Consider the following 24525-nt stretch of genomic DNA (forward strand, 5'->3'; position numbering starts at 1 on the left):
TGAACCGTGGTGTTTCAACCGCTTTTACAGTGTCGGTGCTTTTGTATGCCAGTCGGTAACCTGCTGGAACTGGTGGGCTGCGTTCAGCAGTTTCGCCTCGGCAAAGTAATTGCCAATCAGCTGCAGGCCAACCGGCCGGCCATTGCTGCCAAAACCGATGGGGTGCGCCAATGCAGGCAAGCCCGCGAGGTTGACGCCCAAGGTGTAGATATCGGCCAGATAATTGGCGACTGGGTCGTTGCTCTTCTCGCCGATATTCCAGGCAACGGTGGGGGCAGCTGGCGCGGCAATCACGTCGCACTGGCCAAAGCCCTTGAGGAAATCCTCGGTCAGCAGGCGGCGCACCTTCTGTGCCTTCAGGTAGTAGGCATCGTAATAGCCATGGCTTAGCACATAGGTGCCAGTCAGTATGCGGCGTTTGGTTTCCCAACCGAATCCTTCTGCGCGTGAACGCTCGTACATATCGTTCAGGTCGCTGTATTCGGCAGCGCGGTGGCCATAGCGTACGCCATCGAACCGACTCAGGTTGCTTGAAGCTTCGGCTGGGGCGATGACGTAATAGGACGGAATAGCCAACTCGGTTCGCGGCAGGCTGATCTCGACGATTTCTGCGCCAAGCTTTTTGTACTCAGCAATTGCAGCTTCGATGCTGGCAGCAACATCACCAGCCAAGCCAGCGCCAAAATATTCCTTGGGCAGGCCGATGCGCAGTCCTTTTAGCGGCTGGTTCAAGTCGCGTGTGTAATCTTCCTTTGCCAGTTCCAGACTGGTCGAGTCGCGTACATCGTGGCCAGCCATGACGTTGAGCAATAATGCGCAGTCTTCAGCGGTCTGAGCTATGGGGCCGCCCTGGTCCAGGCTGGAGGCATAAGCCACCATGCCGTAACGGCTGACTATGCCGTAGGTAGGCTTGAGGCCCGTTACACCACAGAAGGCGGCCGGTTGGCGAATAGAGCCGCCTGTATCGGTTGCAGTAGCGGCGGGAGTAAGACGTGCAGCCACGGCAGCAGCGGAGCCACCCGAGCTGCCACCAGGTACAGCGTTCAGGTCCCAAGGGTTTTTCACCGGGCCAAAGGCTGAGTTCTCGTTACTCGAGCCCATGGCGAATTCGTCCATATTGGTGCGGCCCAGGGTAACGAGGCCAGCAGCACTGCATTGGGCGATGACATGGGCATCGTAAGGCGAGACGAAATTCTCAAGTATCTTCGAGCCACAGGTGGTCTTCCAGCCTTCAGCACAGAAAATGTCTTTATGTGCGATGGGGACGCCAGTCAACGGGCCGGCCTGGCCTTTGGCGCGTGCATCATCGGCCGCTTTGGCCATTGCCAGTGTCTTGCTGCGGTCGATGGTGAGGAAGGCATTCAATGCACCATTGGCGGCTGTAATCTTGCCCAGGTAATCGGTGGCCAGCTCGGTGGCAGAGGTCTTGCCTGTTGCGAGCAAATCGGCAGCTTGTTTCAGGGTATGAGTCATGGCTTTTCTACGTATTCCATCCCACGTTCGACCAAGTCGATCAGGATGTGGATAACCTTGATATGGATTTCCTGGATGCGGTCGGCATAGCCAAAATGCGGCACGGTGATTTCCACGTCGCCTTGGCCTTTCAGCTGGCCACCATCTTTGCCCAGCAACAGAATGACCTGCATGCCACGGGCACGCGCAGCTTCTACGCCGCGCAGAATGTTCTTTGAATTACCACTGGTGCTGATCCCGACAAATACGTCACCTGCCTGCCCTACGCCTTCGATAAAACGGGAGAAGACAAACTCGAAACCATAATCATTGCCGACGCAACTGAGGTGCGAGGGGTCGGATACGGCAATGGCACCCATGGCAGGGCGGTTATCGCGGTAGCGGCCGGTCAGCTCTTCGGCAAAATGCATGGCATCGCAATGCGAACCACCGTTGCCGGCCGAAATCACCTTGCGGCCTGCTTTGAACGCGGCGACTAGAGTGTCGGCCGCTTTTTCCACCGAGCTAATGAACTCGGCATCATTCAATACCCGCTCGAGCAGCGCATGACTCTCGCGTAGCGTCGCCTGAATATGCGCGGCGCGGCTCATTCGATTACCTTCGGGACCAGGTAGAGGCCGTTTTCCACTGCCGGCGCGATGGCTTGGAACTTGTCGCGGATATTCGGCGCTGTTGCTTCATCGTCGCGCAGACGCAACGCCACATCGCGGGCGTGGCTCATCGGCTCGACGCCCTCTGTGTCGATCGCTTGCAGTTTTTCGATCAGGCCAAGGATGCCATTCAGCTGGCGGCCCACTTCGGTGACTTCCTCGTCGGATACCCGCAGGCGGGCCAAACGGGCAATGCGGCGCACATCGGCGTCGTTGAGGGACATGAATAACCCTTCCAAAACTTAATTCTAACGAGCTAGTCTGAGCAGGTCGCTTTCAAGGTCGGATTACTTGGAAGCGTGTATACCGGACGGACTGGTGGAGACAGATTTTTAATACGCGGAGTCTTATTCCGTTTCAGTGCTTTAGGGTAACATACCGCGTTTATTGCGCCCAAGCCTTGGGGAAACGCGCGACTGGCTTGCCAGGAACGCAAGGCGTTGACTCCCAAGGTAAAACTAGAAAACCCATGCATGACGGCGCATCTCCGAATAACTGGCGGCCGTAGGGGTACGCACCACACCCCTGGTTACGCGGCTGCGTCAATCAAAATACAGGACAAGGTTTACCAATGATCGGATCTCTGAGCGGCTATTTTTCCAACGACCTGGCCATCGACCTGGGCACAGCCAATACGCTGATTTTTGTGTCAGGTAAGGGTATTGTGCTCGATGAGCCTTCTGTTGTTGCCATTCAGCAGGAAGGCGGCCCCTCCGCCAAGAAGACCATTCTTGCCGTAGGCGCGGAAGCGAAAAAGATGCTTGGCCGTACACCGGGCAGCATTACCGCCATCCGCCCGATGAAGGATGGTGTGATTGCCGACTTCACAATCACCGAGCAGATGCTCAAGCAGTTCATCAAGAAGGTAAATCCTTCCCGCCTGTTCTCCCCTTCCCCGCGTATCGTCATCTGTGTGCCTTGCGGTTCTACCCAGGTGGAGCGCCGTGCTATCAAGGAGTCAGCCTTGGGCGCGGGTGCGCGCAAGGTCGAACTGATCGAAGAACCTATGGCCGCAGCGATTGGTGCTGGTTTGCCGGTTGAGGAAGCTACGGGCTCCATGGTGGTCGACATCGGTGGCGGTACGACAGAAGTGGGTGTGATTTCGCTTGGCGGTATCGTTTATGCCAACAGTGTGCGTGTGGGCGGTGATAAGTTCGACGAAGCCATCATCAATTACATCCGTCGTAACTACGGCATGTTGATTGGGGAGACAACTGCCGAGGAAATCAAGAAGCGCATCGGTTCCGCCTTTCCGGGCGCTGAAGTGCGCGAGATGGAAGTGAAGGGGCGTAATCTGGCCGAGGGTATTCCACGTTCGTTCACGATTTCCTCGAACGAAATCCTCGAAGCGTTGACAGAACCTTTGAACCAGATCGTCTCGGCCGTAAAACAGGCGCTGGAGCAAACCCCGCCTGAACTGGGTGCGGACATTGCCGACAAAGGCATGGTGCTGACTGGTGGTGGTGCGCTGTTGCGTGATCTGGACCGCCTCTTGATGGAAGAAACCGGTCTGCCGGTGATTGTGGCTGATGACCCCCTCACCTGTGTGGTGCGTGGTTCAGGCCGGGCGCTGGAGAAAATGGACAAAGTCGGTTCCATCTTCACAAACGATTGATCTCACTGTGTGAGACTTGGGGGGTGAGGCATGAGGCGGTACAGCGCTTCACCCTCACCCCTTATGCCTTGCGCCGCATACTGCCGCCGCCATGCAATCTACGATCCAGCCAGCCTTCTTTAAGCAAGGCCCCAAGCCATTCAGTCGTTTGCTGATTTACGCCAGCCTTTCGCTGGCATTGTTGTTGGTCGATGTCCGATGGCAAATTCTGCAACCTGCTCGTGAGGTAGTCTCCGTCGCGCTCTATCCGCTGCAATGGCTGGCGACTGCGCCGGTATCGGTTGCGCATCAGGTCAGTAATTACTTCGTTACCCAGACGGCGCTGCAGCAGGAGAATCGGCGTCTGCAGGATGAGCGTTTATTGGCAAATGCCCAGCTGCTTCGCATGCAGGCGTTGCAGCAGGAGAATATCCAGCTGCGCCAATTATTGATTACCCGCGACATGCAAGGTGGGCGCGGTGTGTTGGCCGAGGTGCTCTACAACGATCGGGACCCGTACACTGCCAAGCTGGTGGTGGACCGTGGTGAGCAAGATCAGGTCAAGGCAGGCCAGGTGGTGATCGACCCCTTGGGTGTAGTTGGCCAGATCACCCGGGTTCAGCCGTTGACAGCCGAAATCACCCTGATAACCCACAAGAATCAGCCAGTACCAGTGCAGGTGGTGCGTAATGGCCTTCGGGCAGTCGTGTATGGCTCAGGTCCCGAAAACCCGTTGGAAGTCCGCTTCATGCCGGTAAATGGTGATATCCGTAATGACGACCTGCTGGTGACGTCCGGGATTGATGGCACCTACCCGGCTGGCTTGCCAGTGGCAAAGGTGACGCGGGTGGACCGTAACGCGGGTTCTGCATTTGCCCGTATCAGCTGCGAGCCTGCGGCAGACGTCGACAAGCATCGGTTCATGTTGATCTTGAATGAGACCCGGTCCCGACCAGCAAGACCAGAGCCGGTTACCACGCCAGCCAAGAAAAGAAAGGCGGACTGATGCCTGTCTCGCGTCAATTGCTCAAGCCGGTATCGCTGGGCTTTATCTTGTTCACCATCGTCGTGGCGTTGACCACGGCGCTGATTCCCTGGGGGCCGACCGTACGGGCTATCTTGCCTGATGCGGTCGCCCTGGTGCTGTTTTACTGGTGTATGTATCAATCCCGCCGGGTTGGCATCGGGTGGGCGTTCTGGCTGGGTATCGTGTTGGATATCGCAGACGGTAATGTATTCGGCCAGCATGGCATTGCTTACTGCCTGACCGCCTGGTTTGTATTGGCCCGACATCGGCAGCTGGGCATGTTTCCGCTTTGGCAGCAGGCGCTGTATATCGGTCCGCTGCTGTTTGCCAATCAGCTGATCATGCTGGTGGTGCGGATGCTGACCGGTAGTGCATTCCCTGGCTGGTTCATTTTTATTGGGGCGTTGACCGGTGCAGTTTGCTGGCCTTTGCTGAGTCAGTTGCTGCAGATGCAGCAGCGCACTGAGAAGCGGGCCGAAATCCAGTCATGAGCCGTCGCACCATTCTTCGAGACCACCATGGCGAACGCTATAGTTTTCAGCTGCGTTTGCTGGTGGCGATCACCCTTGTCCTGATCGGCTTCGGGCTCCTTCTGAGCCGTTTTGTTTTTCTACAGGTACTGCAATACGACAAGTACCACACGCTGGCGGAGTCCAACCGGATTTCCTTGGTGCCGATTCCGCCTTCGCGCGGCATTATTTCGGACCGCAATGGCGTTGTGCTTGCCCACAACTTTTCCGCTTACACATTGGAAATCACCCCTTCCAAGTTAGATGGGGGTTTGAATGATGTTGTGGATGCCCTCGCGAATTTGGTGGAAATCACCCCCAAAGACCGACGCCGTTTCAAGCGCTTGTTGGATGAAAGCAAGGATTTCGAATCGCTGCCGATCAAGACCCGGCTGACAGATGAAGAAGTTGCGCGCTTTGCCGCCAACGCCTATCGGTTTCCGGGGGTGGAAATCAAGGCGCGGTTGTTCCGCCAATATCCGATGGGCGAGTCTGCATCACACTTGGTTGGGTATATCGGCCGGATCAATGATCAAGACCTGAAGACACTGGCTGAGCAGGAGCGTACCGGTGAATACAAAGGTACCGACCATATGGGCAAGTTCGGTCTCGAACAGAGCTACGAGTCGGAACTGCATGGCAAGACGGGTTATGAGCAGGTGGAGGTTGATTCAGGCAGCCGGGCGATTCGCAGCCTGCATCGCAGTCCACCGGTCGCCGGAGATAACCTGATCCTGACGGTTGATATCAAACTGCAGCAGATAATCGAACAGGCTTTTGGTGATCATAAAGGCGCGCTGGTGGCAATTGAGCCGACAACGGGCGGCATCCTGGCCATGGTGTCACGCCCAGGGTTCGATCCCAATTTGTTTGTGGATGGCATCGATCCGCTATCGTGGCGCGAATTGAATGAATCGGCTTCGAGGCCGCTGAATAATCGGGCCATTCAGGGAACCTATCCACCGGGCTCGACCTTCAAGCCCTTCATGGCATTGGCTGCGTTGGAGACCGGCAAACGGCGGCCGTCTGATGCGTTTCTCGACCCTGGTTTTTTCACGCTGGGTAACCACCGTTGGCGCGATGACAAGGTAGGCGGCCACGGATATGTGGACTTGGTGAAGTCCATCATTGTCAGTTGCGACACCTATTACTACCGGTTGGCCAATGACATGGGTATCGATCTGATCTCTGGCTTTATGGGGCCGCTGGGTTTCGGCCATAAGACCGGGGTGGATCTACCCAACGAGAAAGATGGCATCCTGCCTTCGCAGGAATGGAAGCGGCGTTACTTCAAGCGCAAGGAACAAAAGCGTTGGTTGGCTGGCGATACTGTTTCCATCGGTATCGGTCAGGGCTACAACAGCTACACCATCATGCAGCTGGCGCAAGCCACTGCCACATTGGTGAACGATGGTGTGCAGTATCGCCCTCACCTGGTTCGTTTCATCGAAAACAGCGTCAATGGAGAGCGGCGTGAGGTTGAGCCGCAGCCGCGTCAACGCTTGCCCTATAAGACCGACAACATCGAAGTGGTCAAGCGTGCCATGGTGGATACCAACCGGGCGGGTACAGGTGCTCCCGCCTTTAGTGGAGCACAATATACATCGGGTGGTAAGACTGGTACGGCACAGGTTTATAACCTCAAGGGCGGAAAATATAACGCCCATAGCATTCGGGCCGATCTGCGAGACCATGCCTTGTTTATTGCCTTTGCCCCCGCCGATAAGCCCAAGATCGCGTTGGCGATGATTGTGGAAAATGGCGGTTTTGGGGGGAAAGCTGCGGCGCCGATTGCGCGGACAGCATTCGATTATTACCTGCAGGGTAAGCGCCCGGCACAAGCTGCAACCAAACTTGAATCAAGCCCGGGCGAAGAGGTTGAGTCCAGCACAGATTCGGCAACCGGTTTTCCTATCGCGAGACATCGTCATGTGGATTAAGCGTCTTGCTCAACGCATTGTGCAGCCTATCGATCCGTGGCTGATGTTGTTTTCGTTGATGTTGATCAGCGTCAGCCTTGCGACGATTTATTCGGCTTCAAATGAGAGCGTTGCCAAAGTCACCAGCAAATTGGTTTCGGTAGGGGTTGCGTTGCTTGCAATGTGGCTGGTCGCAAACCTGAAGCCCCAGAAGCTGATGTCTCTCGCGCCACCTATCTATATATTCGGTCTGGTGCTGTTGGTCGGGGTAGCGGTTTTTGGCGATATCACCAACGGTGCACGTCGTTGGTTGGATATTGGTGTGGCGCGCATACAGCCGTCTGAGCTGATGAAGCTGGCGGTGCCAATGATGCTGGCCTGGTACTTCGAGCGGCATGAGACGAATCTGCGCTTCAAGCACTTTGGTGTGGCGGCGTTGTTGATAGCAGTCCCTATGGCGCTGGTGCTTAAGCAGCCGGATCTTGGTACCGCTTTATTGATAGCGGCGGCGGGCTTTTATGTCTTGTTCTTCGCGGGGCTATCCTGGCGGGTAATGGCAGGCATGCTGGTTACTTTTCTATGCAGCGTCCCTGTGATCTGGTCGCATATGCATGAATACCAGCGCCAGCGGGTGATGACCTTGCTCGACCCGATGACTGACCCGCTTGGAAAGGGCTACCACACCATCCAGGGCATGATTGCGATTGGCTCGGGCGGTGTGTTGGGCAAGGGATGGTTGAGCGGTACCCAGACGCATCTCGACTTCATTCCGGAGCGGACTACCGACTTTATCTTCGCGGTCTACAGCGAAGAGTTTGGCATGCTGGGCAATATCGTTTTATTGATCTTGTTTCTGTGTGTCATTGGCCGGGGTCTGATCATTGCCAACAATGCATCCAGCGTGTTTGGGCGCTTGTTGGCGGGGGCGTTGACGTTGTCCTTCTTTACCTATGCCATGGTGAATATGGGCATGGTGTCGGGCATTCTTCCCGTCGTGGGGGTGCCTTTACCGTTGGTCAGTTATGGGGGGACAGCGATGCTGTCCATTCTGATCGGTTTCGGTATGCTGATGGCCATTCAGCGTGACCGAAAGTTGATGAAGAATTGAGTACTTACCGTTATTTATTGTTATTGCTGCTGGTCCTGCTGGCAGGTTGCGCCAGCCGGCTACCGCCCGGTAGTGTGCCGGCAGGTACGGGTTCCAGGCCAGCAAATACGCATAATCTGCCACCAGCCAAACCTGAACAGATTCCCAAGGAATTCGGTGGGTATTACAAGGATGATGGCCCGATTCTGGCGGTGCCTTACGATCTGGACCTGCTGGCTGAACCGACGGTCCAGGCGGAACCGTTGCACCGGTATGCTAACCGCCCCTATAAAGTGCTGGGCAAGACCTATACGCCTTTGCTGGGTTTTGGCAACTTCAGCCAGGAGGGAGGTGCGTCCTGGTATGGCAGGAAATTCCATGGGAAGCGTACTTCCAGTGGCGAGCCCTACGATATGTTCCAGCTCACCGCAGCCCACCCGGTTCTTCCCATCCCCAGTTATGCCCGCGTTACCAATCTCGTAAACGGCAAATCAGTTGTGGTTCGTATCAATGATCGTGGTCCTTTCCACAAGGGACGGGTAATTGATCTTTCCTACGCAGCGGCATATCGGATTGGTTACCACAATTCGGGTAATGCGAAAGTACGGGTACAAAGCCTGCAACCTGGGGAGCCGAGCGAACCACCCGTGCCGGAACAGGTGATGGTCAGTACGGTCGAGGCAGAGGCTGGTAAGCCGAGTGAAGTGTTCCCTAGCAGTGTGGAGACATTGGCTATTCAACCACCCGGTGAGGCAGCAGTGGAGCAAAACGGTTTCCAACGCTGGGTACAGCTTGGCGCATTCGGCAGCCAAACCGCTGCAGAAAGTTTCCGCAGCAAGGTTGTCGATACACTGAGCTGGTTGGAAAAGGAGCCGGTACTGGAGCAAGGCAACGGCGTATGGCGGGTGAGAGTCGGGCCTTATCCGGATAAAGGTGAAGCTCAGGCGATGGTCGACCGTATCGCCCAGCAAGCCGATTTCCGCCCGGTGGTGGTGAGGTAGACCACTGGCTAAGGCGTTTACGCACGATAACGCCAAAGAGTTTTTTAGAATCTGTTTACGATCTGTAGCGAGCAGCACATGAGCCCTGATCACGGCTGCGCAGCAAGATCTTAAGCAGGTTCTAACTGCCCATCGGCATGACACTGATACTCGGCGCGCTAAATTCCGTTTTTAGTTGCTCGCCCAGCGCGTGGGCATCTGCCTCGGTTGCGAGTTGCTCGATGCTGACTCTGTAGCGGTTTCCGGCCAGCGGTCGAATCTTGGCAGCAAAGCCTGCGTCCTGTAGCGTGTCGTACCAATCCAGTGCTTCATCCTGATTGGCGACATTGGCGATGACCAACCGCCATTTGCCTTCAGCGCTGGCCAATCCCTTTCCCTGTTGTGGTTCGGTCTGTGGTTGCCATTCATTTTGCAGTTTGACGGCATCTACTTTGGCAACGGGTAGTGAAGGCTTGCCCTTAGGCGCGATAAAAAAATCCAAAGGTTGGTCGAGTGTGTGTACCGCAGACTCCCCGTCGCGCCGCACACTGGTACTGCCTTCGAGCAGGCAGATAACATCTTTTTCCGCATCAGCTTTACCCCAGATATCGGTACCGCGAATACCCGCCGTGATGGTGGCTATGCGAACATCCACTTCCCGTTTGCGTGGCTTGCCCAAAAGGCCGGTGGTAAAACGGAAAGCGCCTTTGAGTACATTCAATACGCCGGTAAAGGGTGTGGTACGGCCATCGGATAGATTCAGGTTATCCATCCGGAATACGGCTTCCTCGCCGAGCTTCACCTGGCTGCCTTCAGGCAGCTTGAGCAATACGCGTGCACCACGGCCGGTATGGATGATGTCTTCGCTTTGCAACGTCATGCCCGGGAGTAACGGCTTTTTTTGGCCATCACGTTCGAGCCATGCGGGCATATTGACTGCGCTGACCGAGGTTGGCGTTGCCAGAGCAGAAAGGCTAAGCAGACCAGCAAGCACAGCACTCAACAAGCGAGAAGGCATGGACAGTTCCTGAAGCAGTGCGAGTAAGATCGCTCGGTTATAATCGACGCTTTATTTTTTCGGCCGCCACGGACACCGCCGGCGGCAAGTGCTTCAGGATAGCTCACATGCAAGAACACTACCGCCCGTCCGAGGTTGAAGCGGCTGCCCAGCAACACTGGCAGGCGCGCGATGCTTACCGAGTTGTCGAAGACAAGAACAAGCCCAAGTTCTACGCATGTTCCATGTTGCCCTACCCTTCGGGCAAGTTGCACATGGGCCATGTACGTAACTACACCATCAACGACATGTTGGCCCGCCATCTGCGCATGAAGGGTTTCAATGTGCTGATGCCGATGGGCTGGGATGCTTTCGGCTTGCCGGCAGAGAATGCCGCGATTGCCTATGGTAAGCCACCTGCTGCATGGACCTACGCCAATATCGACGATATGAAGTCGCAGATGCAGCCTTTGGGTTTGGCGTTCGACTGGTCGCGCGAAGTCGCCACCTGTGACCCGGCGTATTACAAGTGGAATCAATGGTTGTTCCTCAAGATGCTGGAAAAAGGCATTGCCTACAAGAAGACCCAGGTAGTGAATTGGGACCCGATCGACCAGACCGTGTTGGCCAATGAACAAGTGGTAGATGGGCGTGGTTGGCGTTCCGGTGCGATTGTCGAGAAGCGTGAGATCCCTGGTTACTACTTCGGCATCACCCAGTACGCAGAGGAATTGCTGGCAGATATCGATAAGCTCGATGGATGGCCCGATCAGGTGCGTGCCATGCAACGTAACTGGATCGGCAAGTCCGAAGGTGTTCGCTTCGCTTTCGGTCACGACGTCAAAGACGCTGAGGGCAAGTTGATTGGCGATGGCCAGATGTGGGTCTTCACTACCCGTGCGGACACCATCATGGGGGTTACTTTCTGCGCCGTTGCGGCCGAACACCCTTTGGCGACCCGTGCTGCAGAACTGAAGCCCGAGTTGGTCGACTTCATCGAAGAATGTAAGAAGGGTGGCGTTTCGGAAGCTGAAATTGCTACGCAGGAAAAGAAAGGTAAGTCGACCGGCCTGTTCGTCACACATCCGTTAACCGGGGCGCAGGTCGAGGTCTGGATCGGCAACTATGTGTTGATGAGTTACGGTGACGGTGCGGTGATGGGCGTGCCTGCACACGATGAGCGCGATTTCGCCTTTGCCAATCAGTACGGTATAGCCATCAAGCAAGTGGTTGCCGTGGAAGGTGAGTCCTTCGATAGCAAGGCATGGGCTGAGTGGTATAGCGACAAGACTCGTGGCGTTACTGTCAATTCAGGCAAGTACGACGGTTTGGCCTGTAAGGCTGCTGTCGATGCAGTGGCGGGCGACTTGGTTGCCAAACAGATTGGTGAGAAGAAGACTACATGGCGTCTGCGTGATTGGGGTATCTCGCGCCAACGTTACTGGGGTACGCCTATCCCCATTATTCATTGCGAATGCTGTGGCGATGTAACGGTACCGTATGAAGATCTGCCGGTGGTGTTACCCACCGATTGTGTGCCGGATGGATCAGGCAACCCGCTTAAGCACCGGGCCGATTTCCTGAATGTGGACTGCCCGAAGTGTGGCAAACCTGCGCAGCGTGAAACAGACACGATGGATACCTTCGTGGATTCCAGCTGGTATTTCATGCGGTATACCTGCCCGGATGCCAACACCATGGTGGACGAACGCCATGATTACTGGATGACTGGCGGCATGGACCAGTACATCGGTGGTATTGAGCATGCTGTGTTGCATCTCTTGTATGCCCGTTTCTGGACCAAGGCGATGCGTGATCTTGGTCTTGTCAAAATCGACGAGCCATTCAAGGCGTTGTTTACCCAGGGTATGTTGTTGAACGAGTCGTTCTACCGTAAGGACCCGGCTGATCCTTCCGGCCAGAAGAAGATTTGGTTCTACCCGAACGAAGTCGAAGTCCAGCACGACGACAAGGGCCGACCAATTGCTGCCAACCTGAAGGCAGATGGTCAACCAGTTGAGATGGGTGGCATCGAGAAGATGTCCAAGTCCAAGAACAACGTTGTGGAGCCAAAGGACATCATCGCCCGCTTTGGTGCGGATACTGCCAGACTGTTCACTATGTTCGCGGGACCACCTGAGCAAAGTGCTGCCTGGAGTGATACCGGCGTCGAGGGGGCTTACCGTTATCTGCGTAGGCTCTGGGCATTTGGCCATAAGCAGGCCGAAGTTATCCGCACAGCTGGTGAGATTGGCGAATTGGATAAGGACGCCAAAGTGCTGCGGTTCGAGATGCATAGCACGCTTAAACAAATCAATACTGATTACGAACGCTTGCAGTACAACACTGTCGTATCAGGTTGTATGAAGCTTCTGAATGCATTGGAAGGCTTCAAAGGCAACGCGCCGGCCGTAGTGCGCGAAGGTTTGGGTATCCTGTTGCGTGCGCTTTACCCGGTCAGTCCGCACATCGCCCATGTGCTGTGGAATGAATGCGGGTATGCGGGTGAGATTATCGATTGTGCATGGCCAGTACCAGCCGAAGATGCTCTGAAACAGGACGAGATCACACTGGTGGTTCAGGTAAACGGTAAGCTGCGTGGTGAAATCGCAGTGCCTGCAGCAGCTGACCGTGCAGCGATCGAAGCTTTTGCATTGGCCAATGTTAATGTGCAGAAGTTTCTTGAAGGCCAGACCCCGAAGAAGGTGATCGTGGTTCCTGGTAGATTGGTGAATCTGGTGGTGTGATGGTTGTTTGGCGAAGAGCTTGCTGTAGGTTTTTCGCCAGTTGTGTAGCAGTGGTTGCCGACTCTTGATCATATTTAATTCATTGAGCTGATTTATTAATGCGTCCTCACCTGCTTTTACTCGGCCTTGTCTGTTTTCTGTCCGCCTGCGGTTTCCATTTGCGAGGGCTGGACGAAAGCCGGCCGCTGCCCTTTGCCACTTTGTATGTGCAAGCACCGGTAACCGGGGTGGGAGAGGTATTGCAACGGCAGCTGTCATTGCGGCCGGATCTGCAGCTTGTTCCGGCGACCAGTGCCGAGGCGGTGTTGACGGTGATGGATGAGTCGATACAAAAGCAGATTCTGACGGTGAACACCTCCGGCCGGGTGGTGGAATACCAGTTGGTCTATCGGGCGAATTTCAAGCTTGAACAAGGTGGCAGTGAATGGATCAAGCCAACTGAGCTGATATTGCGGCGTGATTATTCGTTTGATGAAAGTAATCTGTTAGGTAAGGCGGCCGAGGAAAAGGCACTGTTGCGGGATATGCATATCGATGCCGTGCAGCAGATTATCCGCCGTTTGGCTGCCCTTAAACCTCAACCGGCACCTGCCACATTGATACCGGGTAAGTAAATGCAACTGCGCCCTAGCGAACTTAGCGCACATCTGGCCAAGGGCCGTTTACTGCCTATTTATGTAGTGCATGGCGAAGAAGCGCTGGTTGTTTTGGAAGCGACCCAGGCCATACGTGATGCTGCATACCAGCAAGGTTATGGCGAGCGGCAGGTACTGACCGTTGAACCCGGTTTCAAATGGATGGAGCTGACAGCTTCGGGTCAGGCGATTTCTCTGTTTTCTGAGCAGAAGCTGATTGAGCTGCGTGTGCCCAACGGCAAACCCGGTGTAGAAGGCGGCGAGGCATTACAGGTTTACGCGACCAGTGCGCCAGCCGATAACGTATTGCTGCTGCAACTTCCCAAACTGGAGAAACCGCAGCTCTCGAGCAAGTGGTTTCAGGCATTGGAGGAAGTTGGCGCTACGGTTGCATGCCCGACGATAAGCCGTAATGAGTTGCCGCTTTGGATTGCTGAGCGGCTGGCCCGTCAGCAGCAACGCTTGAGCGCCGAGGCGATGGACTACCTGGTTGCCAGAGTGGAGGGTAATCTGCTGGCTGCCAAACAGGAAATCGACAAGCTGGCGTTGTTGCATCCTGCTGGAGAATTGAGCCTCGACGATTTGCAGGCGGTGGTGGCCGATGTAGCCCGTTACGATGTCTGGGGTTTGGGCGAAGCATTGGTAGCGGGTGATGCTTCCAGGCTGTCGCGAATGCTCGATGGCTTGAAAGGCGAAGGTGAAGCGCCAACACTGGTTTTATGGGCGATGGCGGACGAGGTGCGGGCGCTGCTCAAGGTAGGGGTGGGTCGCTCCCAGGGTGGTAATTTGCAGCAGTTGTACCGTGAAAATCGCGTCTGGGGCGATAAGCAGAAGCGCTATCCAGCAGCAATCGATAGACTCAAGGCAAGCCAGTTGAAGGCCGCCTTGGCGCACGCAGCGGAAGTCGACAGAATCGCAAAGGGCGTGGGTACTGGAGATGTTTGGGAGGAGCTGCTAAAGCTGGGTATGCGCTTGATGCCGAAGTGACGGTGGTGGGCTGAATTTATGTACCTCAGCACATGTTTTGGGACGTGTGCTGCGGTACACAATTTCGGGTAGGCCACTATGAAAGAGCATATCCTCATCAACGTTACCCCACAGGAGACTCGTGTGGCGGTGACTGAAGAAGGCGTAGTACAGGAGATTCATATCGAACGTACCGCCCAGCGCGGTATTGTGGGGAATGTTTACTTAGGGACGGTTAAGCGTGTATTGCCCGGCATGCAGTCGGCGTTTATCGAGATAGGCCTCGAACGCGCTGCGTTCCTGCATATCGCTGATGTGATCGAGCAGCGTCAGCACCCGACAGAGCCTCAGCGGATAGAGCGCTTGATGTACGAAGGCCAAAGCGTGATGGTGCAGGTGATCAAAGACCCGATCGGCACCAAGGGCGCCCGCCTTTCCACGCAGATCAGCATTGCCGGCCGTTTTCTTGTCTTCCTACCGCAAGAACATCATATCGGCGTCAGCCAGCGCATCGAGCATGGTGAGGGGCGTGAGCATCTGCGTGAGCGCCTGACCAAGATGTTGCCTGCCGGTGACCAGCATGGTGGTTACATTATCCGAACTTCCGCAGAGCATGCCAGTGAAGAGGAGTTGCGTGCGGACGTTGAATATCTGAGCCTGATCTGGGCGGACCTCAAGCAAAAATCCAAGACCTTGCCACCCAAGTCGGTGTTGTATCAGGACTTGAACCTGGCAATGCGGGTGTTGCGCGACATTGTGCGCGATGAGACGCAGAAGGTGGTGGTCGATTCACGTGAAACTTATGTGAAGATGACAGAGTTCGCCGAGGCATTCGTGACGAATGTCGCTCCCCGCCTCGAACACTATCTTGGCGAGCGGCCAGTGTTTGAAATGCATGGTGTAGAGGCCGAGATCGAACGCGCTTTGGCCCGCAGGGTGAACCTGAAGTTTGGCGGTTATCTGATCATTGACCAGACCGAGGCGATGACGACGATTGATGTGAATACCGGTGGTTTTGTTGGCACACGCTCGTTTGACGACACTATCTTCAAAACCAATCTGGAAGCCACACAAGTCATTGCTCGCCAACTGCGCCTGCGTAATTTGGGCGGGATTATCATCGTCGACTTCATCGACATGGATAACCACGAGCACCGTGATCAGGTCCTGCATGAACTGCACAAAGCGATGGGTAAAGACCGCACCAAGGTGACGGTGTCCGGTTTCACCAGCCTGGGATTGGTGGAGATTACCCGAAAGCGTACGCGTGAAAGCCTTGCGCATGTGCTGTGCGAGCCCTGCCCGGTGTGCCAGGGTCGTGGCGAGATCAAGACTGCACAGACTGTGTGCTACGACATCCTGCGGGAGATTCTGCGGGAGGCACGCCAGTTCAATGCCAGGGAATACCGTATTTTGGCCAGCCAGACGGTGATCGATATGTTCCTCGATGAGGAAAGCGCCAATCTTGCAATGCTGGCCGACTTTATCGGCAAGCAGATTTCCTTGCAGGTGGAGAGTGCTTATTCCCAAGAACAGTATGATGTGATCCTGGTTTAGCGGCTCTTAAGAGCATTTCAATGATCTTACTGCGCAGCTGTGATCAGGGTTCATGTGCTGCTCGAAAGCCTCATGTACAAAAGTACATTCCGGTTTCTGCGCTGCGCTTCACCCTGCTGACAGCTGCTCGCTTACAGATCGTGAGTTGGTTCCAAGGATGGCTAGAAACGGCTTCATTGAGTTTTGTTGGCTACACCTTGAAGCGGCGGCGCGAAGTGTTGTACGCATCGCGTAGTTTCAAATACTTCACACTGGCGGGTTCCAGGCTCTTGACCCTGTCCAGATACTGCTGCGCGACTTCCATGTATTCCTGGTGCCATCCATTACGGCTTACGTAGGCCAGCATGGCGTTCACGGCGTTCAGCATCACCTGTACATTGGCAGGCATCTCCTCGACGGCCTCAATGAATTTCTGCACAGCCCCCTGGATATCGCCCGATTGCGCCATGCGCACAGCATCGTTGTTGATGCCGACAATGGCGCGTGCAGTCTCTTCTATCATCTCCTGGCCCAGGTCTGCCCGGTCGACTGCTTCATAGAGCGTCGACACCTTTTCGAGTATTGCAGGGTCTTCGTGATGGTTGCGCAGCACTTTCTTGACGATTTCACCACCCGCGGCATCTTCATCAAGCCGGTAGCAGGCTTCAGCGAGTTCCAGAGCAAAGTGGTCGGGTAAGTCGTTGGCCACGCTGGCAAACTGTTCCTTGGCTTTATTCAACAGCTGCTGGGCCCGGTGCTCGTTCCCCTGCTTGATCGCAACCTGGGTTTCCATGACGGTTGCCAACATATCTGCCTTGGGGTCGTAGCGGAATTCGCGTCGCACATCGGCCGCTACTTTGGCGGCCTCATTGATCTCTTCATTCCCCAAGTGTGCTTTAGCCAGGGCTGAATAGTCGGCAGCGTCACGCCAGAAAGAGTACTTGGCTACTGTGATGGTCTTTTGAAATGATTGGACCGCCGTGGCGTAGTCGCCATTGCGCATGGCAACCTCGCCCAGTTTTTTCTGCCGGCTGACATTGGCGCCAGACATATCGACCGCCCGCTGTAACATCTGCTGCGCTTCAACTAGCTCATGCTCGGCTTGGTGAATTTTGGCCAGCCAATCGTAGGCTTCCATGATGCGATTGTTCTCTGCAAGTAACGCCTCAAACAGCTGTTTGGCTGTTACGTAGTCCTTCAGGTGGAACAGGGATTTTGCGAGCCCCATCTTTGCCCAGGGTATTTCCCGGGCATCAAGCACGAGTTGGTAGGTTTCGCGCGCCATGGCATAGTCGCCAATGGTGAATGCGATACGACCCTTGAGTTTGAGGAAGTCGAGCAGGAACGGATCTTTGTTGTTAATGCGCTCGTTACAGTCGGCCAACGCTTTGAAGTAGTCCTCGTTCATCATGGCGGCATCGAGGTCTTCAAAAGCTGACTTCTTGCTGTAGACCCGATCAAGCCGCTGTTTCAATTCCTCGCCGGTAAAGGGTTTAAGCAGATAGGCATCCGGCGCGAGCTCAGCAGCGGAAATCACCATGCGTGACCGGCGCTCCCCGGTGACGATCATGAATACTGCCGATGGCCGGAGCAGATTTCGCAGCTTCAGCTCTTCCAGCAAATGCATCCCGTCGTAGCCATTGCCCAGGTCGAAATCACACAGGATCACGTCGTGATTACCACGCTTGATGATACCGATGGCTTCCATGGCGCGATGCGCGTATTCGATTTTGGTTACACCGAAGGTCGACAAGGTGGCGTTCATGGCTGAACGCATTTCCTGCACGGCATCGATGACGAGAAAGCGCTTGTTGGCGTAGTCAATATCGATGGGTCTGCTGGCATAGGCTTGCTGGATGGCTTCTGCCGTGTCTTCATCATCACCGCTGGCACGCGCGGCGCGGGCAGAAAATAGCGGTGAATTGGCCTGGTCCATGACTCCACTCTCCTCAACAACAATTTGTATATTTTGGTTTGCGGTTACATTGGGCCGGATGATCTGGGTGGTGGCCAACCACGACGACTAGGTTCTTAGTACAAAGCACTATAGCCGTTCAGCTTCCCCCGACGGAGTCATCGAACGGCCTATGAAACCCGATAAAGCGTACGAGATAAGACCCGTAACGTGATCAAACCTTGCAGCAATACCTTATGCGGTCAGATCGGGTATCAGTTAACCAGTGTAAGCTTGGCATACTCCAATGCAAGCCACTTCAGGCCTGCGGCGCCAAAGTTCACCTGCACATTGGCGTTCTTGCCTGTGCCGTCGTAGTCCACAACTACTCCTTGGCCGAATTTGGCATGCTCAACCGTGCATCCAACGCGCAGACCATGCTCGGGTGTAGCTTTTTCGGGTTTGCGTGTAGGCATGGCGGATGGCGCATAGCCGCGGTTGAGCCACTTGAGCAGGTCTTCGGGAATCTCGCTCAGAAAGCGAGAGGCAATTGAGAATCGGGTCTGGCCATGCAGCATGCGGCTTTGCGCCAGGCTCAGGTAAAGCTTGCGACGGGCTCGTGTGATAGCGACGTAAGCAAGCCGGCGTTCTTCTTCCAAGCCTTCCGGGCTCGCCAGACTGTTGTCGTGCGGGAATAAGCCCTCTTCGATGCCAGACAGAAAGACCGCGTGGAACTCCAGCCCTTTGGATGCATGTACGCTCATCAGTTGCAAGGCATCCTGCCCGGGAGCGGCCTCGTGGTCGCCAGCCTCCAGCGAAGCATGGGCCAGAAAGGCGTTTATATCGTTTTCGTTCTCTTGTACAAAAACCGCGGCGGCCGAAATCAGCTGGTCCAGGTTTTCCAGCCGTTCCTGGCCTTCCTTCTCATTGCGGTAAAACTCGATCAAGCTGCTTTGTTCGATAGCAAGCTGTACCAATTCCGGCAGGTTCAGGCCTTCCTGTTGGGCACGCATGCCTTCGATTAACTGAACAAACTTGGCAACGGCTGCTGCACTGCGGCCTGCTCCGCCAGAGCATGCTGCTTGCCAGATACTGGTGCCGGTAACCCGAGCAGTTTCGCTGAGGACTTCCAAGGTACGGTTGCCGATACCTCGCGCCGGGAAGTTGATTACTCGTAGCAATGCATTGTCATCGCCTGGGTTGGCGACAAGGCGCAGATAAGCGAGCGCATGTTTGATTTCCTGCCGCTCAAAAAAGCGCAGACCCCCGTAGACGCGGTAGGGCAGTCCTGCCTGGAACAGTGCATGTTCCAGTACACGTGACTGTGCATTCGAACGATACAGCACTGCCATATCACCAAGAGAGGTACCGTCCCGATGCAGCTGGCGTGCTTCCTCCACAATAAATTGGGCTTCTTCGAAATCAGTCGCTGCTTCGAATACCCGAATCGGGTCACCCGCGGATTCCGACGTCCATAGGTTTTTACCCAGCCGGCCACGGTTGTAGGCAATCAACGCATTGGCAGCTTCAAGAATATTGCCGTGGGAACGGTAGTTCTGTTCCAGTTTGATCACGGTCTTAACCGAAAAATCGCGCTGGAAGTCCGCCATATTGCCAACATTGGCGCCACGGAATGCGTAGATGGATTGATCGTCATCGCCGACTGCGAAAACAGCGGCTGGTTCGCCTGCAGCATCGCTATTGGTCAACTTACCCAGCAAGCGGTCCAATGCGTCAGTATTGCCTGCCAGCAGCTTCAACCAGCGGTATTGCAGCCGGTTTGTATCCTGGAATTCGTCAACGAGGATGTAGCGGAACCGTGCGTTGTAATGGCTGCGCAGTGCGGTGTTGTCGCGTAACAGCTCATAACAGCGCAGCAGTAGTTCCGCAAAATCGACCACGCCTTCTCTGCGGCATTGGCGCTCGTATTCTTCGTAAAGCTGCTTCATCTGCTGGGAATGGGTATCCCATGCTTCCACTTCGCTTGGCCGCCGCCCCTCTTCCTTGTTTGCGTTGATGTAGTACATCAACTCGCGTGGCGGGTACTTTTCGTCATCAATATTCAGCGCTTTCAGGAGCCGCTTGATGGCGGAAAGCTGGTCCGCCGTATCCATGATCTGAAAGGCTTCAGGCAGGCCGGCATCACGCCAGTGCATGCGCAGCATGCGGTTACACAAGCCATGGAAAGTGCCAATCCATAAGGAGCGCGCATTAACGGGCAGCTGCGCCGATACCCGTGTCAGCATCTCCTTGGCGGCTTTATTGGTGAAGGTGACAGCCAGAATGCCGTGCTGGCTTGCTTGCCCTGTGGATAACAGCCAGGCAATGCGGGTAGTCAGCACGCGTGTTTTGCCTGAGCCCGCCCCGGCCAATATCAGTGCCGGCGAAGCTGGCAAAGTGACGGCAGCAAGTTGTTCGGGGTTCAGACCATTAAGCAAAGAGGACGACATGATGATTTTCCAGCGACGGGATGCATAGTTTACCGGAGCTTGTTATCCCGACGGTTAGCACTGCTAAAGGGAGCGAATGAACGGTGGTTCTTATCGATAACCGTTGCCTGGATGTAGTGCTCCGATAGTGGTTTGCACACGCAGTAAGTTATGCGCAGATGTAATCCACCAAGCCGAGATACAGGGCGAGCGTGGGTTGCTCGGGTATAATCGTGGCCTCCTCCTCCTATTTATCCGCCGATGTAGGCGGTGCGACATGAACGTTTTTTACGAAGAAAGCGGCGACTTCAAGGTTGCTGCCATCATGAGCGAAACCGATGCCACCCTGCAGGTTGAGGATGCGCGCGGTAAACGCAGTAAGATCAAGGCGCAGGATGTACGGCTGCGTTTCGACAAAATCGCCCTGGCTGATTTTATTCCGCAAGCCATTGCTCAAGCTGATGAGCTTGACCTGGATTTCCTATGGGAAGTTGCAGGCGGGGAAGAGTTCGGCTTTACCGACCTGGCCGTGGAGTATTTCAGCCCAAAGCCCAGTGCGCTTGAGCTGGCCGCCATGTGTGTACGGCTGCATGGCAACCCCATGTATTTCTACCGTAAGGGCCGTGGCCGCTACAAAGCAGCGCCGGAAGATAACCTGCGTGCCGCCAAGGCGGGCCAGGAAAAGAAAGCCAGAGAAGCCGCGCTGATGGCCGAGTGGCAGGCTGAGTTGTTGGCAGGCAAGCTGCCCGATGCGTTGCGTACGCATGTGAAGACCTTACTGCACCGGCCGGACAAGAACACAATTGAATGGAAAGCCTTGGCAGCGGCGGCGGAAGCAGTTCAGAAATCACCGTTGCGGTTGATGGAAAGTTGCGGGGCGATTCCTGATGTTGAAGCTTGGTTGTTGGACGGCTTCTTGACGGAATATTTCCCTAAGGGAATCGGCTTTCCCGAGATCGACCTGCCCGTAGCGCCAGACGATTTACCGGTGGCTGGCGTGCGTGCATTCTCGATTGACGATGCAGCGACAACTGAAATTGACGATGCAATCTCGGTAACCCAGTTGCCCGATGGCAATACCCGTGTCGGTATCCATATTGCTGCGCCAAGTCTGGGTGTGGTTGCGGGTTCCACCATGGAAAGCGTGGTATTGGCCCGGTTGAGTACTGTCTACTTTCCGGGCGACAAGATCACCATGCTGCCCGATGCCGTGGTCGACAGCTTTACTCTGGCCGAAGGGAAGGATTGCCCAGCGGTGAGCCTGTATGTCACCGTGACACCCGAGTTTGGGATTGTATCGGCAGAAAGCCGACTGGATAGGGTGCACATTGCAGCCAATCTTCGCCATCATGATCTGGACCCGGTCTTCAACGAAGAGACCGTCACCCTGCCCGATGGTGGCCCGGATTACCCTTGGAAGAGCGAGCTGCTCTATTTGTACCGATTTGCCATTGCCTTGGAGAAAGCCCGCGGCAAGCACGATCCGAATCGTGTTGAACGCCCCGACTACAGCTTTGCTATCGACAAAGACGACCAGGGTGAGAAGCGTATACGCATTTACCCGCGCAAGCGTGGCAGCCCTATGGACAAGCTGGTGGCTGAGCTGATGATTCTGTGCAACAGCACCTGGGGTAAGCAGCTCGCTGATGCGCGTATCCCGGCAATTTACCGTGCCCAGGCCATGGGCCGGGTGAAGATGACAACGCAGCCTTTGCCACATGCAGGCTTGGGCGTGGCGCAATACAGCTGGGCATCATCGCCATTGCGGCGCGCTGCGGACTTTATCAACCAGCAGCAGCTGGTGGCTATGTTGCGTGGTGAATCGCCACGGTATACGCCGCGCGATCCCATGTTGTTTGCCGCTTTGCGTGATTTCGACCAGACCTATAACGCTTACGCAGAATTCCAAGGCCGCATGGAACGTTATTGGTGCCTGCGTTGGTTGGCGCAGGAAGGTATCAACGATATTGGTGCCACGGTGATCAAGGAAAATCTGGTTCGTTTCGACGGCTTGCCATTGATGCTGAAGATTGCCGGCTTGCCGGATCTGGCCCGGGGCACCCCAGTCAAGCTGCAGTTGATACGCACTGATTACCTTGATTTGGCGCTTGAATGTCGCCTCCTGGAGGCGGGTGAGCCTGTGACGGTGGTCGAAGAGGAAGAAGAGATTGCCGAGGTTGCAGAGGCGGAAGTGGAGGAGCCGGTAGCTGAAGGCGCGGCGCCTCTGGCACCTGTGGCGTCTTGATTTTAGGTGTTCAGATGAGTATGCGCCCCACCAATCGTATTGATCATTTCCTGCCTGTCCGTTTTAAGAATGGTGCGGTGGTTAAGCAGTTCTCCAAGCCCTGTGTGAAGTGCGGGCAGATGTTGCAAGCTCGGCATATGCACGGTATTGCGAGGCTGCTGGAAGACCATCTGGCCATGGCTGCCACTGCGCATTGCCCTGCCTGCCACACTCAGTTTGGTGTGGCTTGTGTCATCGACAACGAAAAGCGGGTACGGCGCGTTGTGCTGCCTCTCTTTTTATTCAAGCTCTACCTGCGAACGATCGCTATGCATCCGGATGAACTGGCTGCGCACGAGCAGGCATTGGCGGATATCGCCAAGGAACAGGCATCTGCCAATAGAGCCGAATCTGTGGACTATCCACGTGCCGATGCGATTATTGGCCGTTATGCCGATAAGCCTATCCCCGCCTATATCGTCGTGGATGGTCGGGAAATACCGTTTGATCGCATCGATGCAGATGGTCGTGTGGATACCGGCGAATATCTGCTTGATGGCTGTTTTGTCTACAAACCTGTGCAGTTGTAAGAACCTGTTTACGATCTTGCTGCGCAGCTGTCAGCAGGGTGAAGCGCAGTAAGATCGTGAATCGGTTGTAAAACCACGCCACCCAAACGTTTCTCACAAGGAAGCCACATGCCTCAACGCACTCCCCTGTTCGATGCCCACTTGGCCGCCAACGGCAAAATCGTTGACTTCGCAGGTTGGGAAATGCCGATCAACTATGGATCGCAAATCAAGGAGCACGAAACAGTTCGAACTGATGCCGGTATGTTCGATGTATCGCATATGACAGCGGTGGACGTGAGTGGTGAGCGGGCTACCGAGTTTTTCCAGAAGTTGATTGGTAACGATGTTGCCAAGCTGGGGTTTGAAGGCAAGGCGCTTTATTCCGGTATGTATAACAAAACCGGTGGGGTGATCGACGACCTGATTGTCTATCGGACTGGCAAGGGATACCGGGTTGTTGTGAATGCAGGAACGACAGACAAAGATTTGGCCTGGATGCGGCCGCTTGCCGCGTTGTTCCACGTGGAGCTGACACCGCGTCGGGACCTCGCGATGATTGCCATCCAGGGCCCGAATGCGATTGCAAAGACCAAGGCTGCCAAGCCGGATGCCGCAGCGCTTATCGATGGCCTGCAGGTTTTCCAGGGTCTTTCGCATGGCGAGTGGTTCTTTGCGCGTACCGGGTACACAGGTGAAGATGGCCTGGAAGTCTCTATGCCTGCCGCTGAAGCTATTCCGTTCTGGAACAAGTTGGTTGCTGCGGGTGTCGCGCCGGCGGGTTTAGGTGCGCGAGATACGCTGCGACTTGAAGCCGGTATGAATCTCTATGGCAACGAAATGGATGATGCCGTTTCGCCATTGGCAGCTGGTATGGGTTGGACAATTTCATGGGAGCCTGCAAACCGTGCATTCGTTGGCCGGGCAGTTCTGGAAAAGGAAAAGGCCGAACGTACAGCAGGCGCAGCGTTGCTCAAGCAGGTTGGCTTGGTTTACGAAGGCAAGGGTGTGTTACGCGGCCATATGAAGGTTGTTACTCCCGCTGGTGACGGAGAGATCACATCCGGTACCTTTTCCCCCACCTTGCAGGTCTCGATTGCCATGGCGCGAGTACCGTTGGCGGTGAAAGTGGGAGACGCTGTGCAGGTGGATGTACGTGGTACGTTGCAGCCAGCCCGTGTTGTGAAGATGCCGTTTGTGCGTAATGGCAAGAAGGTCTTTGAATAGTAATCCTTTGGGTGTAGGAAACCGGTTCCTGATCTACCACACGCAGCGATGGGCTTTAATCG

Annotated in this window: 19 protein-coding genes; 13 read left to right on the forward strand and 6 right to left on the reverse strand. The window is 55.3% G+C overall.

What is annotated here, in order from left to right; genetic code table 11:
- Window positions 1–24: 24 nt before the first annotated feature.
- The 3 genes from gatA to gatC are packed head-to-tail and all read right to left on the reverse strand — an operon-like array spanning window position 25 to window position 2347.
- The gene (gene gatA / locus ACUHMQ_RS05025) at window positions 25–1473 is read right to left on the reverse strand and encodes an Asp-tRNA(Asn)/Glu-tRNA(Gln) amidotransferase subunit GatA (RefSeq protein WP_445294353.1); all 1449 of its coding nucleotides are present in this window, start codon (window positions 1471–1473) and stop codon (window positions 25–27) included.
- On the reverse strand, window positions 1470–2063 hold the full coding sequence (gene lpcA, locus ACUHMQ_RS05030) for a D-sedoheptulose 7-phosphate isomerase (protein WP_445294354.1): 594 nt from the start codon (window positions 2061–2063) through the stop codon (window positions 1470–1472). The genes gatA and lpcA overlap by 4 nt, the downstream gene beginning before the upstream one ends.
- Window positions 2060–2347: an Asp-tRNA(Asn)/Glu-tRNA(Gln) amidotransferase subunit GatC gene (gatC, locus tag ACUHMQ_RS05035; protein WP_445294355.1), complete on the reverse strand. Its 288-nt coding sequence runs from the start codon at window positions 2345–2347 to the stop codon at window positions 2060–2062. The genes lpcA and gatC overlap by 4 nt, the downstream gene beginning before the upstream one ends.
- 347 nt (window positions 2348–2694) lie before the next feature.
- Between gatC and ACUHMQ_RS05040 the strand changes: the two genes are divergently transcribed.
- From ACUHMQ_RS05040 to ACUHMQ_RS05065, 6 genes are all read left to right on the forward strand, one after another.
- On the forward strand, window positions 2695–3738 hold the full coding sequence (locus ACUHMQ_RS05040; RefSeq protein ID WP_099405014.1) for a rod shape-determining protein: 1044 nt from the start codon (window positions 2695–2697) through the stop codon (window positions 3736–3738).
- A gap of 91 nt (window positions 3739–3829) precedes the next feature.
- Window positions 3830–4723, forward strand: a complete 894-nt coding sequence (gene mreC / locus ACUHMQ_RS05045; RefSeq protein ID WP_445294356.1) for a rod shape-determining protein MreC — start codon at window positions 3830–3832, stop codon at window positions 4721–4723.
- A complete protein-coding gene (gene mreD / locus ACUHMQ_RS05050) occupies window positions 4723–5235 on the forward strand; it encodes a rod shape-determining protein MreD (RefSeq protein WP_445294357.1) in 513 nt (170 codons plus the stop codon). Before mreC ends, mreD begins: the two co-directional genes overlap by 1 nt.
- Entirely contained in the window at window positions 5232–7193 is a 1962-nt protein-coding gene (gene mrdA / locus ACUHMQ_RS05055) for a penicillin-binding protein 2 (RefSeq protein WP_445294358.1), read from the forward strand. The genes mreD and mrdA overlap by 4 nt, the downstream gene beginning before the upstream one ends.
- Entirely contained in the window at window positions 7183–8280 is a 1098-nt protein-coding gene (rodA, locus tag ACUHMQ_RS05060) for a rod shape-determining protein RodA (protein WP_445294359.1), read from the forward strand. Before mrdA ends, rodA begins: the two co-directional genes overlap by 11 nt.
- A gap of 182 nt (window positions 8281–8462) precedes the next feature.
- Entirely contained in the window at window positions 8463–9260 is a 798-nt protein-coding gene (locus tag ACUHMQ_RS05065; protein ID WP_445294376.1) for a septal ring lytic transglycosylase RlpA family protein, read from the forward strand.
- 121 nt (window positions 9261–9381) lie between these two features.
- On the opposite strand, the gene ACUHMQ_RS05070 is transcribed toward ACUHMQ_RS05065, so the two are convergent.
- Entirely contained in the window at window positions 9382–10257 is an 876-nt protein-coding gene (locus tag ACUHMQ_RS05070; RefSeq protein ID WP_445294360.1) for a FecR domain-containing protein, read from the reverse strand.
- Between the two features lie 107 nt (window positions 10258–10364).
- Here ACUHMQ_RS05070 and leuS point away from each other — a divergent pair, with 107 nt between their 5' ends.
- The 4 genes from leuS to rng all read left to right on the forward strand — a co-directional run bounded on the left by leuS (window position 10365) and on the right by rng (window position 16141).
- On the forward strand, window positions 10365–12983 hold the full coding sequence (gene leuS, locus ACUHMQ_RS05075) for a leucine--tRNA ligase (RefSeq protein ID WP_445294361.1): 2619 nt from the start codon (window positions 10365–10367) through the stop codon (window positions 12981–12983).
- A gap of 98 nt (window positions 12984–13081) precedes the next feature.
- Window positions 13082–13597 (forward strand): LPS-assembly lipoprotein LptE, encoded by a 516-nt coding sequence (locus ACUHMQ_RS05080; RefSeq protein WP_445294362.1) that lies wholly within the window; start codon window positions 13082–13084, stop codon window positions 13595–13597.
- On the forward strand, window positions 13598–14605 hold the full coding sequence (gene holA / locus ACUHMQ_RS05085) for a DNA polymerase III subunit delta (protein WP_445294363.1): 1008 nt from the start codon (window positions 13598–13600) through the stop codon (window positions 14603–14605). It abuts the gene before it with no gap.
- 78 nt (window positions 14606–14683) lie between these two features.
- Window positions 14684–16141 (forward strand): ribonuclease G, encoded by a 1458-nt coding sequence (gene rng, locus ACUHMQ_RS05090; RefSeq protein WP_445294364.1) that lies wholly within the window; start codon window positions 14684–14686, stop codon window positions 16139–16141.
- A gap of 190 nt (window positions 16142–16331) precedes the next feature.
- Here rng and ACUHMQ_RS05095 read toward each other — a convergent pair whose 3' ends face one another.
- Both ACUHMQ_RS05095 and ACUHMQ_RS05100 read right to left on the reverse strand, forming a co-directional pair.
- Window positions 16332–18056, reverse strand: a complete 1725-nt coding sequence (locus ACUHMQ_RS05095; RefSeq protein ID WP_445294365.1) for a response regulator — start codon at window positions 18054–18056, stop codon at window positions 16332–16334.
- Between the two features lie 233 nt (window positions 18057–18289).
- On the reverse strand, window positions 18290–20464 hold the full coding sequence (locus ACUHMQ_RS05100; RefSeq protein WP_445294366.1) for a UvrD-helicase domain-containing protein: 2175 nt from the start codon (window positions 20462–20464) through the stop codon (window positions 18290–18292).
- Window positions 20465–20720: 256 nt separating this feature from the next.
- On the opposite strand from ACUHMQ_RS05100, the gene ACUHMQ_RS05105 reads away from it, so the two are divergent.
- The 3 genes from ACUHMQ_RS05105 to gcvT all read left to right on the forward strand — a co-directional run bounded on the left by ACUHMQ_RS05105 (window position 20721) and on the right by gcvT (window position 24463).
- Entirely contained in the window at window positions 20721–22688 is a 1968-nt protein-coding gene (locus tag ACUHMQ_RS05105) for a ribonuclease catalytic domain-containing protein (RefSeq protein ID WP_445294367.1), read from the forward strand.
- Between the two features lie 14 nt (window positions 22689–22702).
- The gene (locus ACUHMQ_RS05110) at window positions 22703–23257 is read left to right on the forward strand and encodes a hypothetical protein (RefSeq protein ID WP_445294368.1); all 555 of its coding nucleotides are present in this window, start codon (window positions 22703–22705) and stop codon (window positions 23255–23257) included.
- 108 nt (window positions 23258–23365) lie between these two features.
- Window positions 23366–24463 carry a glycine cleavage system aminomethyltransferase GcvT gene (gcvT, locus tag ACUHMQ_RS05115; RefSeq protein WP_445294369.1) on the forward strand — a complete coding sequence of 366 codons (1098 nt, stop codon included), beginning with the start codon at window positions 23366–23368 and terminating at the stop codon, window positions 24461–24463.
- The last annotated feature ends 62 nt before the right edge of the window (window positions 24464–24525 follow it).

Source organism: Chitinimonas violaceus (genome assembly GCF_052601015.1).